General features: G+C 60.3%; 14 protein-coding genes. 12 read left to right on the top strand and 2 right to left on the bottom strand.

Going from position 1 to position 15,234, the window contains the following annotated elements:
- Window positions 1-36 precede the first annotated feature (36 nt).
- Genes BLW22_RS28495 through BLW22_RS28475 form a run of 5 tightly spaced genes read left to right on the top strand, consistent with a single transcriptional unit; the run spans window position 37 to window position 4,015 of the window.
- Window positions 37-1,005 carry a sulfonate ABC transporter substrate-binding protein gene (locus BLW22_RS28495; protein WP_065924367.1) on the top strand — a complete coding sequence of 323 codons (969 nt, stop codon included), beginning with the start codon at window positions 37-39 and terminating at the stop codon, window positions 1,003-1,005.
- Window positions 1,006-1,030: 25 nt separating this feature from the next.
- On the top strand, window positions 1,031-2,179 hold the full coding sequence (ssuD, locus tag BLW22_RS28490; protein ID WP_027608398.1) for an FMNH2-dependent alkanesulfonate monooxygenase: 1,149 nt from the start codon (window positions 1,031-1,033) through the stop codon (window positions 2,177-2,179).
- Window positions 2,180-2,188: 9 nt separating this feature from the next.
- Window positions 2,189-2,977 carry an aliphatic sulfonate ABC transporter permease SsuC gene (gene ssuC / locus BLW22_RS28485; protein ID WP_065924365.1) on the top strand — a complete coding sequence of 263 codons (789 nt, stop codon included), beginning with the start codon at window positions 2,189-2,191 and terminating at the stop codon, window positions 2,975-2,977.
- Window positions 2,974-3,780 carry an aliphatic sulfonates ABC transporter ATP-binding protein gene (gene ssuB / locus BLW22_RS28480; protein WP_074847912.1) on the top strand — a complete coding sequence of 269 codons (807 nt, stop codon included), beginning with the start codon at window positions 2,974-2,976 and terminating at the stop codon, window positions 3,778-3,780. Before ssuC ends, ssuB begins: the two co-directional genes overlap by 4 nt.
- A 19-nt stretch (window positions 3,781-3,799) precedes the next feature.
- Entirely contained in the window at window positions 3,800-4,015 is a 216-nt protein-coding gene (locus BLW22_RS28475) for a TOBE domain-containing protein (protein ID WP_003176783.1), read from the top strand.
- A gap of 68 nt (window positions 4,016-4,083) precedes the next feature.
- Here the strand turns inward: BLW22_RS28475 and BLW22_RS28470 are convergent, their stop codons facing one another.
- Window positions 4,084-4,713, bottom strand: coding sequence for a TetR/AcrR family transcriptional regulator (locus tag BLW22_RS28470; RefSeq protein ID WP_074847910.1), 630 nt, complete (start codon window positions 4,711-4,713; stop codon window positions 4,084-4,086).
- A gap of 229 nt (window positions 4,714-4,942) precedes the next feature.
- Window positions 4,943-6,319, bottom strand: a complete 1,377-nt coding sequence (locus BLW22_RS28465; RefSeq protein WP_003213894.1) for a glutamine synthetase family protein — start codon at window positions 6,317-6,319, stop codon at window positions 4,943-4,945.
- 597 nt (window positions 6,320-6,916) lie between these two features.
- On the opposite strand from BLW22_RS28465, the gene BLW22_RS28455 reads away from it, so the two are divergent.
- The 7 genes from BLW22_RS28455 to BLW22_RS28425 all read left to right on the top strand — a co-directional run bounded on the left by BLW22_RS28455 (window position 6,917) and on the right by BLW22_RS28425 (window position 15,230).
- Window positions 6,917-8,275, top strand: coding sequence for a glutamine synthetase family protein (locus BLW22_RS28455; RefSeq protein WP_003176780.1), 1,359 nt, complete (start codon window positions 6,917-6,919; stop codon window positions 8,273-8,275).
- Window positions 8,276-8,333: 58 nt separating this feature from the next.
- Window positions 8,334-9,698 carry an aspartate aminotransferase family protein gene (locus BLW22_RS28450; RefSeq protein ID WP_065924362.1) on the top strand — a complete coding sequence of 455 codons (1,365 nt, stop codon included), beginning with the start codon at window positions 8,334-8,336 and terminating at the stop codon, window positions 9,696-9,698.
- Window positions 9,699-9,879: 181 nt separating this feature from the next.
- Complete coding sequence (locus BLW22_RS28445; RefSeq protein WP_065924369.1) at window positions 9,880-10,974, top strand: polyamine ABC transporter substrate-binding protein; 1,095 nt, start codon at window positions 9,880-9,882, stop codon at window positions 10,972-10,974.
- Between the two features lie 154 nt (window positions 10,975-11,128).
- Window positions 11,129-12,223, top strand: a complete 1,095-nt coding sequence (locus BLW22_RS28440; RefSeq protein ID WP_027608404.1) for a polyamine ABC transporter substrate-binding protein — start codon at window positions 11,129-11,131, stop codon at window positions 12,221-12,223.
- Window positions 12,224-12,289: 66 nt separating this feature from the next.
- Window positions 12,290-13,432 (top strand): ABC transporter ATP-binding protein, encoded by a 1,143-nt coding sequence (locus tag BLW22_RS28435; protein ID WP_027608405.1) that lies wholly within the window; start codon window positions 12,290-12,292, stop codon window positions 13,430-13,432.
- Complete coding sequence (locus tag BLW22_RS28430) at window positions 13,429-14,349, top strand: ABC transporter permease subunit (RefSeq protein ID WP_027608406.1); 921 nt, start codon at window positions 13,429-13,431, stop codon at window positions 14,347-14,349. The genes BLW22_RS28435 and BLW22_RS28430 overlap by 4 nt, the downstream gene beginning before the upstream one ends.
- On the top strand, window positions 14,346-15,230 hold the full coding sequence (locus BLW22_RS28425; protein WP_015886412.1) for an ABC transporter permease subunit: 885 nt from the start codon (window positions 14,346-14,348) through the stop codon (window positions 15,228-15,230). Before BLW22_RS28430 ends, BLW22_RS28425 begins: the two co-directional genes overlap by 4 nt.
- Window positions 15,231-15,234: the final 4 nt, after the last annotated feature.

Here is a 15,234-nt window from a genome sequence, read left to right as displayed (position 1 = left end):
GCCAACCCCCTCATCGCATTATTTGGAGAGAGCGCCATGCGCACTGTCATCTTGCGTCGTGGTCTGGTCGCACTGTTTGCTGCGGCTGTGTCCTTCGGCGCCATTGTTCAGGCTCAAGCTGCCGAGACCCTGCGGATCGGTTACCAGAAATACGGCACCCTGGTGCTGCTCAAGGCCAAGGGTACCCTGGAAAAACGCCTGGCCGCTCAAGGTGTGCAGGTGCAATGGACCGAGTTTCCCGGCGGTCCGCAACTGCTCGAAGGCCTGAACGTGGGTTCCATCGACTTCGGTGTCACCGGCGAAACCCCGCCGGTCTTCGCCCAGGCCGCCGGTGCCGACCTGCTCTACGTGGCCTACGAGCCGCCAGCGCCAACCAGTGAAGCGATCCTGGTGCCGAAAGACTCGACGATCAAATCGGTGGCCGAGCTCAAGGGCAAGAAAGTCGTGCTCAACAAAGGCTCCAACGTGCACTACCTGCTGGTGCGTGCCCTGGAAGACGCCGGCCTGAAATACACCGACGTGCAGACCGTGTTCCTGCCGCCCGCCGATGCCCGTGCCGCCTTCGAGCGTGGCAGCGTGGATGCGTGGGTGATCTGGGACCCGTACCAGGCCGCCGCCGAGAAGCAACTGCAAGCGCGCACCCTGCGTGACGGCACCGGCATCGCCGACAACCACCAGTTCTACCTGGCCACCAAGCCATACGCCGAAAAGCATCCGGAAGTGGTCAAGGCGCTGATCGAAGAAGTGCGCGCGGTGGGCGAGTGGTCCAAGGCCAACCCCCAGGAAGTCACCGAGCAAGTCGCGCCGCTGCTGGGCCTGCCGGCAGACATCACCCTGACCTCGGTGAAACGCCAGGGCTATGGCGCGCTGTTCCTGACCCCGGAAGTGGTGGCGGCCCAGCAGAAAATCGCCGATAGCTTCTACCAACTCAAATTGATCCCCAAGCCCTTGAACATCAAGGACGTGATCTGGACGCCACCGGCTGCCGTGGCTAAAGCGCCGTAATCCGATTTCTTCAGGAGACAACTCCATGAGCCTCACTATTTTCTGGTTCCTGCCTACCCACGGCGACGGCCATTACCTTGGCACCGCCGAAGGCGCTCGCGCCGTTGATCACGGTTATCTGCAGCAAGTGGCCCAGGCCGCTGACCGCCTGGGATTCGGCGGGGTACTGATCCCCACCGGTCGCTCCTGCGAAGACTCGTGGCTGGTGGCCGCCTCGCTGATCCCGGTGACCCAGCGTTTGAAATTCCTTGTCGCGCTGCGCCCCGGGATCATTTCCCCGACGGTGGCCGCGCGCCAGGCCGCGACCCTGGACCGCCTGTCCGGCGGCCGTGCGTTGTTCAACCTGGTAACCGGTGGTGACCCGGAAGAGCTGGCCGGCGATGGCTTGTTCCTCAGTCACGAGGAGCGTTATCAGGCTTCGGTGGAATTCACCCGCATCTGGCGTCGTGTGCTGGAAGGCGAAACCGTGGATTACGACGGCGAGCACATCAGCGTCAAAGGCGCCAAGTTGCTCTACCCGCCGATCCAGCAACCGCGCCCGCCGCTGTACTTCGGCGGTTCCTCCGAAGCGGCCCAGGACCTCGCCGCCGAACAAGTGGAGATGGTGCTGACCTGGGGCGAGCCACCGGCCGCGGTCGCCGAGAAGATCGAGCAGGTGCGGGCCAAGGCGGCGAAACTCGGGCGCACCGTGCGCTTCGGCATTCGTCTGCATGTGATCGTGCGCGAAACCAACGAAGAAGCCTGGAAAGCCGCCGACAAACTGATCTCCCATCTCGACGACGACACCATCGCCCGTGCCCAGGCTTCCCTGGCGCGCTTCGATTCCGTCGGCCAGCAGCGCATGGCGGCCTTGCATGGCGGCAACCGCGACAACCTGGAAGTCAGCCCCAACCTGTGGGCCGGCGTCGGCCTGGTGCGTGGCGGTGCGGGCACCGCGCTGGTGGGCGATGGCCCGACGGTTGCAGAACGGGTCAAGGAGTACGCCGCGCTGGGCATCGACACCTTTATCTTCTCCGGTTATCCACACCTGGAAGAGTCCTATCGGGTCGCCGAGCTGCTGTTCCCGCACCTGGATATCGAACGTCCGGAGTTGCCGAAAAGCGCCGGTTACGTGAGCCCGTTCGGTGAGATGGTCGCCAACGACATCCTTCCCAAAGCTGCGTCACAGAGCTGAGGCGGCGCCATGACTTTTGAAAAATTGAGCCATCGCGTGGCGCCCTGGGTGCTGCCGATTCTATTGCTGGCGGTGTGGCAGTTGTCGGTGTCGGCGGGCTGGTTGTCGACACGCATCCTGCCGGCGCCCAGTGCGGTGATTGAGGCTGGGGTCAACCTGGTGCGCAGCGGCGAAATCTGGACGCACCTGGCCATCAGTGGCTGGCGTGCCGGCCTGGGCTTTGTGATCGGTGGCAGCATCGGCCTGGCGCTGGGGTTTATCACCGGCCTGTCGACGTGGGGCGAACGCCTGCTGGACAGCTCGGTGCAGATGATCCGCAACGTGCCGCACCTGGCGCTGATTCCGCTGGTGATCCTATGGTTTGGCATCGACGAGACCGCGAAGATTTTCCTGGTCGCCCTCGGCACGCTGTTCCCGATCTACCTCAACACCTACCACGGCATCCGCAACGTCGACCCGGCGCTGGTAGAAATGTCGCGCAGCTATGGCTTGTCCGGTTTCAGCCTGTTCTGGCAAGTGATCCTGCCGGGCGCGCTGCCATCGATCCTGGTGGGCGTGCGCTTTGCCCTGGGCTTTATGTGGCTGACGCTGATCGTGGCGGAAACCATCTCTGCCAGCTCCGGCATTGGTTACCTGGCGATGAACGCCCGCGAATTCCTGCAAACCGACGTGGTGGTGTTGGCCATCGTGATGTACGCGATTCTCGGCAAACTGGCCGACCTGGCTGCGCGTGGCCTGGAGCGGGTTTGGCTGCGCTGGCATCCGGCGTATCAAGTGAATAAAGGCGGTGCGGCATGACGGCTCAACAACCTCCGCGCCTGCTCAAGGGGATCCCCCTGGCGGTGCGCAAATTGCGCAAATCCTTTGGCGCACGGGAAGTGCTCAAAGAGATTGACCTGCACATTCCGGCGGGCCAGTTCGTCGCCGTGGTGGGTCGCAGCGGTTGCGGCAAAAGTACCTTGCTGCGTCTGCTGGCCGGTCTGGACAAGGCCAGCGGCGGCGAGCTGCTGGCCGGTTCCGCACCGCTGAGCGAAGCGATTGAAGACACGCGGCTGATGTTCCAGGAAGCACGTTTGCTGCCCTGGAAAAAGATCATCGACAACGTGGGCCTGGGCCTTAAAGGCAACTGGCGTCCCAAGGCGCTGGAGGCCCTGGAAGCGGTCGGCCTGGCCGAGCGTGCCAATGAGTGGCCGGCGGCATTGTCCGGTGGCCAGAAGCAGCGTGTGGCCCTGGCCCGCGCCTTGATCCACCAGCCGCGCCTGCTGCTGCTCGACGAACCGCTGGGCGCCCTGGACGCCCTCACCCGTATCGAGATGCAGCAACTGATCGAAAACCTCTGGCAAAAACACGGCTTCACCGTGTTGCTGGTAACCCATGACGTCAGCGAAGCCGTGGCCATTGCCGACCGGGTGATCCTGATCGAAGACGGTGAAATCGGCCTCGACCTGATCGTCGATCTGCCGCGCCCACGGGCCCGAGGCTCACATCGCCTGGCCGCACTGGAAGCGCAAGTACTCAACCGTGTGCTGTCGTTGCCCGGCACACCGCCGGAACCCGAACCTGTTTCACCGCTGCCTACGCAACTGCGTTGGGCTCAATAACTCATAGAGGAACACCATCATGACTATCAAAGCCATCAACGTGCGTAACCAGTTCAAAGGCACCATCAAGGAAATCGTGGTCGGCGACGTGCTGTCGGAAATCGATGTGCAGACCGCCTCCGGTATCGTCACTTCCGTGATCACCACGCGCTCCGTCAAAGAGCTGGAGCTGGTGATTGGCAGTGAAGTGATTGCCTTTGTGAAGTCGACTGAGGTGTCGATCGCCAAGTTGTGATTTGCGTCGCTCTTGAGGCCGTCATCGGGGGCTTGCCCCCGATGAGGCCAGTCCGGCCAGCACAAAACTCAGCGCTTGGGCAGGTAAGCCGGCAAATACAGCCCCACATACGCATCAAAAACCCGCATCCCTTCCTCCGCCATACGCGGCGTAATCAGCCCATGCTGATGCACCGAACGCGCATACACGCGATCACTCAATTCCAACGCCAGCGCAAACACATCCACATCGGTTGGCAAACTCGGCACTTCAAAGTGGCGGTCGAACACCTCCAGCATCAAATCCCCCAACTCCAGATCATGCTGGCGGTCCGCCTGGGTCACTTCGGTCAGCCCGTGCTGGGCCAGGATCAACTGGCGCGCGGCGGCGTCGTTGCTGTAGATGGTCAGCATGCGCTGTTCGACGATGTAGGACAGGTCGCGCCAATGCTTGAGTGAAACATGCTCGATGGGGGCCTGGATGGCGCAGCGGAAGGCTGCATGTATATCGGCGGTCAGTGCCTCCAGCAGCGCCGGCACACTGGCGAAAAAGTGATACACCGACGACGGCGGAATCTGCGCGCGCTCGGCCACGCTGTAGATCGACAAACTCGCCACGCCTTCGGCGGCCAGCAAGGTGCGGGCGGCATCGAGAATCGCGTCGATCCGTGCCTGGCTGCGGGCGCGGGGTTTGCGAGGGGCGGCGGGGCGGGTGGGCATGGAAGTCTCCTACAAGGCAGCGGGCATTGTACGCAGAGCCTGGGGATGATCCATACCGCTTGTTGTGGTGAGCGGGCTTGCCCCGCGCTGGGCTGCGAAGCGGCCCCAATAAAAACGCCGCATTCTGACAGGCAGAATGCGGCGTCTGGTTTTAGGGCGGCTTCGCCACCCAGCGCGGGACAAGCCCGCTCACCACAGCAAGCCCGCTCACCACATTTAATGCAGCCGGTTAAACGGTATGCAGGTACCAGTTGTACTCAAGGTCGGAGATGGAGTGTTCGAACTCTTCCAGCTCACTTTCCTTACAGGCGACGAAGATATCGATGTATTTAGGATCGATGTACTTGGCCATCACCTCGCTGTCGTCCAACTCGCGCAGGGCATCGCGCAGGTTGTTCGGCAGGCTCTGTTCGTTCTGCTCGTAGCTGTTGCCTTCCACGGGTGCGCCCGGTTCGATCTTGTTGGTCAGGCCGTGGTGCACGCCTGCCAGGACCGAAGCCATCAGCAGGTAAGGGTTGGCGTCGGCACCGGCCACACGGTGTTCGATACGTACGGCGTCGGACGAGCCGGTCGGTACGCGAATCGCCACGGTGCGGTTGTCCAGGCCCCAGCACGGCGAGTTCGGCACGTAGAACTGTGCGCCGAAACGACGGTAGGAGTTGACGTTAGGGCACAGGAACGCCATTTGGGCGGGTAGGGTCTCGAGCACACCGCCGATCGCGTGACGCAATGCGGCGTTCTGCTCGGGATCCTCGCTGGCAAAGATGTTCTTGCCGTCCTTGTCCAGGATCGAGATGTGTACGTGCAAACCGTTGCCAGCCTGGCCTGGGTAAGGCTTGGCCATGAAGGTGGTGTCCATCTCATGGTCGTAGGCGATGTTCTTGATCAGGCGCTTGAGCAACACTGCGTAGTCGCAGGCCTTGATCGGGTCGGCCACGTGGTGCAGGTTCACTTCGAACTGCGCCGGGGCACTTTCCTTGACGATGGCGTCGGCCGGGATGCCTTGCTCTTTGGCACCTTCAAGGATGTCCTGGAGGCAGTCGACGTATTCGTCGAGGTCGTCGATCAGGTAAACCTGTGTCGAGTGCGGGCGTTTGCCGGAGATCGGCGAGCGGGGCGGTTGTGGGCGGCCGTTCACATTCTCCTGGTCGATCAGGTAGAACTCAAGCTCGAAGGCGGCGCAGATGGTCAGACCGAGGTCGTCAAACTTGCTTACAACTTGGCGGAGCACTTCGCGCGGATCGGCGAAGAAAGGTTCACCTTCAAGTTCGTGCATGGTCATCAGCAATTGCGCGGTAGGGCGCTTTTGCCAAGGTTCATTGCACAGGGTGTCAGGGATCGGATAACAGATTCGGTCAGCATCACCGATGTCCAGGCCCAGGCCGGTGCTTTCCACCGTCGAGCCATTGATATCCAGGGCAAATAAAGAGGCAGGCAGGTTAATGCCCTTCTCGTAAACCTTGTGGAGGCTGGTGCGTTCGATGCGCTTACCGCGCACCACACCATTCATATCCGCAATTAGAAGGTCTACGTACAGAACCTCAGGATGATCCTTAAGGAACGCGTTCGCTTCGTTAAGCTGAACGGCACGCGGGGGTACCGACATGATGCAACACCTTTGTTGTTAAAAATATCAATCATTGATCTTTTCTGGTTTCAGTCAACCCGAACGGCATGCCGAAGTCAAGCGAGGCCTTTTTTGCCCTAAAAAAGCGCCGTGACCGCACTTTTGGGGCTTTTTGGGGCGGTTTTTTCGGTTTGACCGGCTTGGGACTCGCAGGCTTGAGCGGGCCGTGTTGTATTTTTTACGGGGGTGTTGTGTAAAAAAATGAACAAGGCTAAGCTCGATTCAAACCCATAACAGCAATAATACCGGGGTGCTTCATGTCTCGCCTGCCGCCAATTGGCGTCTCAGCCTGCTTCAGCCAGGCTTTGTCCGCAGTCCGTTCGTCCCGCGTGAATGCCCACGCACCGGCCAATATTCTTGACGGCCCATCCGCTCTCTTTTTTGCCTCCTCGACTGCCACTGACCGGCTGCCATCCGCGCGACCGCTCATGATTCTGCACGACTTTGGCTTGAGGAATGCAACGCTGCAGCAAATGGCAGGTAAGCTCCTACCCTGAACGAAAAAACGACGCGGATGCTGCGTCAACCAACGCCTGGCCTTTAATGGATGCCAGGAAACCCAGCCCAGAGGCATTTATGAGTAACAACCTCGACCAGCTCACCGATTGGTTGAAAGACCACAAGATCACAGAAGTCGAATGCATGATTGGCGACCTGACCGGTATCACCCGGGGCAAGATCTCGCCGACCAACAAGTTCATCGCCGAAAAAGGCATGCGCCTGCCCGAGAGCGTTCTGTTGCAGACCGTGACCGGCGACTATGTCGAAGACGACATCTATTACGAATTGCTCGACCCGGCAGACATCGACATGATCTGCCGCCCCGACCAGAACGCGGTGTTCCTGGTGCCCTGGGCCATCGAGCCGACCGCCCAGGTGATCCACGACACCTACGACAAGCAAGGCAACCCGATCGAGCTGTCGCCGCGCAACGTGCTCAAGAAAGTCCTCAAGCTCTATGCCGACAAAGGCTGGCAGCCCATCGTGGCGCCGGAGATGGAGTTCTACCTGACCAAACGCTGCGAAGACCCGGACTTCCCGCTGCAACCGCCGATCGGTCGGTCCGGGCGCCCGGAGACCGGCCGCCAATCCTTCTCTATAGAAGCCGCCAACGAATTCGACCCGCTGTTCGAAGACGTCTACGACTGGTGCGAGCTGCAGGAGCTGGACCTCGACACCCTGATCCATGAAGACGGCACGGCGCAGATGGAAATCAACTTCCGTCACGGCGATGCCCTGTCCCTGGCCGACCAGATCCTGGTATTCAAGCGCACCATGCGTGAAGCCGCGCTCAAGCACGACGTGGCGGCCACCTTCATGGCCAAGCCGATGACCGGCGAGCCCGGCAGCGCCATGCACCTGCACCAGAGCATCATCGACATCGCCACCGGCAAGAACGTCTTCTCCAATGAAGACGGGACCATGAGCCAGCTGTTCCTCAACCACATTGGCGGCCTGCAGAAGTTCATCCCTGAGTTGCTGCCGCTGTTTGCCCCCAACGTGAACTCGTTCCGTCGCTTCCTGCCGGACACCTCGGCGCCGGTGAACGTGGAGTGGGGCGAAGAAAACCGCACCGTCGGCCTGCGCGTACCGGATGCCGGCCCGCAGAACCGTCGCGTGGAAAACCGCCTGCCGGGCGCCGACGCCAACCCGTACTTGGCGATTGCCGCCAGCCTGCTGTGTGGCTACATCGGCATGGTCGAAGGCCATAACCCCAGCGCCCCGGTAGTGGGTCGTGGTTACGAGCGCCGCAACCTGCGCCTGCCGTTGACCATCGAAGACGCCCTGGAACGCATGGAAAACAGCAAGACCATCGAAAAATACCTGGGTCAGAAATTCATCACAGGGTATGTCGCGGTCAAGCGGGCCGAGCATGAAAACTTCAAGCGCGTGATCAGTTCGTGGGAGCGGGAATTCCTGCTCTTCGCCGTCTGATGCGCCGGGCGCGCCCGTCACACGGCGCGCCCCTCACTGAAAAGTCTAGGAGATTGGTATGTCCAGCAACAACCCGCAAACCCGCGAATGGCAAGCCTTGAGCAGTGATCACCACCTGGCGCCGTTCAGCGACTTCAAGCAATTGAAAGAGAAAGGCCCACGGATCATCACCAAAGCCCACGGCGTGTACTTGTGGGACAGCGAAGGCAACAAGATCCTCGACGGCATGGCCGGCCTGTGGTGCGTGGCGATCGGTTACGGTCGCGATGAACTGGCCGACGCCGCCGCCAGGCAAATGAAAGAACTGCCGTACTACAACCTGTTCTTCCAGACCGCTCACCCGCCGGTGCTGGAGCTGGCCAAGGCGATTTCCGACATCGCGCCTGCCGGCATGAACCACGTGTTCTTCACCGGCTCCGGCTCCGAAGGCAACGACACTATGTTGCGCATGGTCCGCCACTATTGGGCGATCAAGGGCCAGCCGAACAAGAAAACCATCATCAGCCGCAAGAATGGCTACCACGGCTCCACCGTGGCTGGTGCCAGCCTGGGCGGCATGACCTATATGCATGAACAGGGCGACTTGCCGATCCCGGGCATCGTCCATATCGCCCAGCCGTACTGGTTCGGCGAAGGCGGCGACATGAGCCCCGAAGAGTTCGGGGTCTGGGCCGCCAACCAACTGGAAGAGAAGATCCTCGAGCTGGGCGTGGACAACGTCGGTGCCTTTATTGCCGAGCCGATCCAGGGCGCCGGTGGCGTGATCGTGCCGCCGGACAGCTACTGGCCGCGCATCAAGGAAATCCTCGCCAAGTACGACATCCTGTTTGTGGCCGACGAAGTGATTTGCGGTTTCGGCCGTACCGGTGAGTGGTTCGGTAGCGATTTCTACGACCTCAAGCCCCACATGATGACCATCGCCAAGGGCCTGACCTCGGGCTACATCCCCATGGGTGGCCTGATCGTGCGCGACGACGTGGTGGCCGTGCTCAACGAAGGCGGTGATTTCAACCACGGTTTCACCTACTCCGGTCACCCGGTGGCCGCGGCCGTGGCCCTGGAAAACATCCGCATCATGCGCGATGAAACAATTGTTAACCGCGTCCACGACGAAACGGCACCGTATTTGCAGAAACGTCTGCGGGAGCTGGCGGATCACCCGTTGGTGGGTGAGGTGCGCGGTGTCGGCATGCTCGGTGCAATTGAGCTGGTTCAGGACAAGGCGACGCGCAAGCGTTACGAGGGCCGTGGTGTCGGCATGATCTGCCGAACCTTCTGCTTCGAGAATGGCCTGATCATGCGCGCCGTGGGCGACACCATGATCATTTCGCCGCCTCTGGTGATCAGCAAGGCTGAAATCGACGAGCTGGTGACCAAGGCTCGTCATTGCCTGGACCTGACTTTGGCGGCATTGCAGGGCTAAGTGCTAGGCTCAGTGCGCAGCGCACCGGGCAGTTATAAATGCAGGGGCTTTGGTTGAAAGCCGGCCCCTGAACTTGCCAGACTGTCGCCCTGTTTTGCTGCCCTCTGGAAGGGTCGCTGAACATAAAAGAACGTGGCCCAAAAAAGAAAAATTGGAGCATCACCAAATGAAGGCATTAGGTTTGAAGAACGCTGGCAAGACCCTCCTCGCCTTGTCCCTGATGGGCGCAATGGCGGGCGCGGTCCAGGCCGACGATAAAGTGCTGCACGTCTACAACTGGTCCGACTACATTGCACCGGACACCATCGCCAACTTTGAAAAAGAGTCGGGCATTAAAGTGGTGTACGACGTTTTTGACAGCAACGAGACACTCGAAGCCAAGTTGCTGGCAGGCAAGTCCGGCTACGACATCGTCGTACCGTCGAACAACTTCCTCGCCAAGCAGATCAAGGCCGGTGTCTACCAGGAGCTGGACAAGTCCAAGCTGTCCAACTATGGCAACCTGAACACCTCCCTGCTTAAAGCCGTGTCGGTCAGCGACCCGGACAACAAGCACGCTTTCCCGTACATGTGGGGTTCGATCGGCATCGGCTACAACCCGGACAAGGTCAAGGCCGCGCTGGGCGTGGACAAGATCGATTCGTGGGACGTGCTGCTCAAGCCTGAAAACATCGCCAAGCTCAAAAGCTGCGGCGTGAGCTTCCTCGACTCGCCGACCGAAATGCTGCCGATCGCGCTGCATTACCTGGGCCTGCCAACCGACAGCCAGAAGAAGGCCGACCTCAAGCAAGCCGAAGACCTGTTCCTGAAAATCCGTCCTTCGATTGGCTACTTCCACTCGTCCAAGTACATCTCCGACCTGGCCAACGGCAACATCTGCGTAGCCGTGGGTTACTCGGGTGACATCCAGCAGGCCAAGTCCCGTGCGGCTGAAGCCGGTGGCAAGGTCAAGGTGGCCTACGACATTCCGAAAGAAGGTGCCGGTAGCTTCTTCGACATGGTCGCCATCCCTAAAGATGCCGAAAACGTCGACGCCGCTTATAAGTTCATGAACTACCTGCTCAAGCCGGAAGTCATGGCTTCGATCACCAACAGCGTGCGTTTCCCGAACGGTAACGAGAAGGCCACCGCACTGGTCGACAAAGACATCACCAATGACCCGGGCATCTACCCGCCAGCGGATGTGCAAGCCAAGCTCTACGCCATTGCGGACTTGCCGGCTGCCACCCAGCGTGAAATGACACGCAGCTGGACCAAGATCAAATCCGGTAAATAAACCGGCCTTCATTAACCACCGCGCGCCCCGCGGTGGTTAATGAAACAAATAAATGACAGAAAGTTTTGCCGGATCGGTTTATCGAGGGTAAGTTGCGCGCCGGTTTTGTTGCCGGGCAACAACTTTGGGCCCAACTATTTAAGAGGACCTCCACTTGCCAATTTCTTTGTTTCGCCAAGCCTTGCTGGTAGGTGCAGGTCTCACGCTGGCTGTCAGCGTGCAGGCCGCACCGACCGTGCATATTTATAACTGGTCGGATTACATCGGTCCCGACACCCTGGCCAACTTCGAAAAGGCCACCGGCATCAAACCCGTGTATGACGTGTTTGATTCCAACGAAACCCTGGAAGGCAAGTTACTGGCCGGGCGTACCGGCTATGATGTGGTAGTGCCGTCCAACCACTTCCTTGGCAAGCAGATCAAGGCCGGGGCGTTCCAGAAACTCGATAAGTCGCTGCTGACTCATTACGCCAACCTGGACCCTGTGCTGCTCAAGCGCCTGGAGAAGAACGACCCGGGTAACCAGTACGCCGTGCCGTACCTGTGGGGTACCAACGGCATCGGTTACAACGTCGACAAAGTGAAGGAAGTGCTGGGTGTCGACAAGATCGACTCCTGGGCCGTGCTGTTCGAACCGGAAAACATGAAGAAGCTGGCCACCTGTGGTGTGTCGTTCATGGACTCGGCGGATGAAATGCTGCCGGCGGTGCTCAACTACATGGGCCTGGACCCTAACAGCACCAACCCTGAAGACTACAAGAAGGCCGAGGAAAAGCTGCTCAAAGTGCGGCCCTACGTGACCTATTTCCATTCTTCCAAATACATCTCGGACCTGGCCAACGGCAACATCTGCGTGGCCGCCGGGTTCTCCGGCGACGTGTTCCAGGCCAAGGCTCGCGCAAGCGAAGCGGGCAAAGGCGTGAACATCGCCTACGCAATTCCGAAGGAAGGCGGCAACCTGTGGTTTGACGTGCTGGCGATTCCCAAGGACGCCACCAACATCAAGGAAGCCCACGCCTTCATCAACTATTTACTGCAATCTGAGGTGATCGCCCAGGTCAGTGACACCGTCGGTTACGCCAACCCTAACCCAGGGGCGGACAAACTGATGGAGCAATCGATACGCACCGACGAAGCGGTTTACCCACCGCAGGCGGTTCTCGACCGGACATTCGTCAACTTCGAGCTACCCCCGAAAGTGCAACGTTTAATGACCCGTAGTTGGACCAAGGTCAAGACGGGCAAGTAAGGCTCAAACTATCCAAGGTTCGCCCGCCTCGGGCGAACTGCACTCTTTTTTTTGGGAGTTTCGTAAATGGCAGTTGCCTCCGGCGCCTATAAGAAAGCCCTCGAGGGCGACCAGACACCGAAAAAGGTGCTGGTCAAAATCGACCGGGTCACGAAGAAGTTCGACGAGACGATTGCCGTGGACGATGTGTCCCTGGAAATCAAGAAAGGCGAGATCTTCGCCTTGCTCGGCGGTTCGGGTTCGGGCAAGTCCACCCTGCTGCGCATGCTCGCAGGCTTCGAGCGCCCGACAGAAGGTCGGATTTACCTCGACGGCGTGGACATCACCGATATGCCGCCCTACGAGCGGCCGATCAACATGATGTTCCAGTCCTACGCCTTGTTCCCACACATGACCGTGGCGCAGAACATTGCGTTCGGCCTGCAACAGGACAAGATCCCCAAGGCCGAAGTCGATGCCCGCGTGGCCGAAATGCTCAAGCTGGTCCAGATGAGCCAGTACGCCAAGCGCAAGCCGCACCAGTTGTCCGGTGGCCAGCGTCAGCGGGTGGCGCTGGCCCGCTCCCTGGCCAAGCGCCCGAAACTGCTGCTGCTCGATGAGCCCATGGGCGCCCTCGACAAGAAGCTGCGTTCGCAGATGCAACTGGAACTGGTGGAGATCATCGAGCGCGTCGGCGTGACCTGCGTGATGGTGACGCACGACCAGGAAGAGGCCATGACCATGGCCGAGCGCATCGCGATCATGCACCTGGGCTGGATCGCCCAGATCGGCAGCCCGATCGACATCTACGAGACGCCGACCAGCCGCCTGGTGTGCGAATTCATCGGTAACGTCAACATCTTCGACACCCAGGTGGTGGATGACGCCGAAGGTCACGCGGTGCTCAAGTGCCCGGACCTGGACCGTGACATCTACGTGGGCTACGGCATCGCCACCTCGGTGGAAGACAAGTCGGTGACCTACGCCATCCGCCCGGAAAAACTGCTGGTCACCACCGAAATGCCGACCTGCGAACACAACTGGTCCAGCGGCAAGGTGCACGACATCGCCTACCTGGGCGGCCACTCGGTGTTCTACGTCGAGCTGCCAAGCGGCAAGCTGGTGCAGTCCTTCGTCGCCAACGCCGAACGCCGTGGCCAGCGCCCAACCTGGGGTGACCAGGTGTACGTGTGGTGGGAAGACGATAGCGGCGTGGTACTGCGCACATGAACATGAAGAAGCTCAAGCGGCGCTTGCACCGCATCGTCCCCAGCGGCAAGCAGGTGGTCATCGGGATTCCGTTCCTGTGGCTGTTCCTGTTTTTCGCCCTGCCGTTTTTCATCGTCCTGAAAATCAGCTTCGCCGAAGCCGACGTGGCGATCCCGCCGTACACCGAGATCTACACCTACGTCGAGCAGAAGCTGCAGGTGGTGCTGAACCTGGCCAACTACAGTTTGCTGGCAGGTGATGAGCTGTACATCGCGGCTTACCTGGGCTCGCTGAAGATGGCGTTCTTCAGCACACTGTTGTGCCTGCTGATCGGCTATCCGATGGCCTATGCCATTGCCACCGCGCGCAAAGAGATGCAGACCGTGCTGGTGCTGCTGATCATGATGCCGACCTGGACCGCGATCCTGATCCGCGTGTATGCGTGGATGGGCATCCTCAGCAACAACGGCCTGCTCAATGGCTTCCTGATGTCCATGGGGCTGATCAACGAACCGCTGCAGATCCTCAACACCAACATCGCGGTGTATATCGGCGTGGTCTATTCGTACCTGCCGTTCATGATCCTGCCGCTGTACGCCAACCTGGTGAAGCATGACCAGAGCCTGCTGGAAGCCGCATCGGACCTGGGTTCGAGCACCTTCAACAGCTTCTGGAAAATCACCGTGCCGCTGTCCAAGAACGGCATCATCGCCGGCTGCATGCTGGTGTTTATCCCGGTGGTGGGCGAGTTCGTGATCCCGGAACTGCTCGGCGGCCCGGAAACCCTGATGATCGGTAAAGTGTTGTGGCAAGAATTCTTCAACAACCGTGACTGGCCGGTGGCGTCTGCCCTGGCGGTGGTGATGCTGGCGATCCTGATCGTGCCCATCATTCTGTTTAACCGCAGCCAAGCCAAAGAGATGGAGGGCAAGATATGAAGCGCGTCAGTTTCTCAAGCTTCATGCTGGTGGCGGGGTTGTTGTTCATCTACCTGCCGATGCTGATCCTGGTGATCTACTCGTTCAACGAATCCAAGCTGGTGACGGTGTGGGGCGGTTGGTCGATCAAGTGGTACGTGGGCCTGCTGGACAACACCCAGTTGATGGGCTCGGTGGCACGTTCCCTGGAAATCGCCTGCTACACGGCGGTGGCCGCCGTGGCGCTGGGTACGTTGGCGGCGTTTGTGCTGACGCGCATCAGCCAGTTCAAGGGCCGCACGCTGTTCGGCGGCCTGGTGACCGCGCCGTTGGTGATGCCGGAAGTGATCACCGGTCTGTCGCTGCTGCTGCTGTTCGTGGCCATGGCGCAGATGATCGGCTGGCCCCAGGAGCGTGGCATCGTCACCATCTGGATCGCCCACACCACGTTCTGTGCCGCTTATGTGGCGGTGGTGGTATCGGCGCGCCTGCGTGAGCTGGACCTGTCGATCGAAGAAGCGGCGATGGACCTGGGTGCACGGCCGTGGAAGGTGTTCTTCCTGATCACCATCCCGATGATCGCGCCGTCGCTGGCGGCGGGCGGCATGATGTCGTTCGCACTGTCCCTGGATGACCTGGTACTGGCCAGCTTCGTCTCGGGACCGGGTTCGACCACCTTACCGATGGAAGTGTTCTCGGCGGTACGCCTGGGGGTTAAACCCGAGATCAACGCCGTGGCGAGCCTGATTCTGCTGGCAGTGTCGCTGGTGACCTTCCTGGTGTGGTTCTTCAGCCGGCGTGCCGAAGAGATGCGCAAGAAGGCCATCCAGCAGGCGATTGAAGAAGCCGCCGCCGATGGCTGGCAGCAGCCGGACAAGCGTCGGGCTCCAGCGCCGGTCTAAATGT

Origin of the sequence: Pseudomonas marginalis, from assembly GCF_900105325.1 — a bacterium.
GTDB lineage: Bacteria > Pseudomonadota > Gammaproteobacteria > Pseudomonadales > Pseudomonadaceae > Aquipseudomonas > Aquipseudomonas marginalis.
The sequence above is the reverse complement of the archived record's forward strand: the minus strand, read 5'-3'. Positions and strand labels throughout refer to the sequence as shown.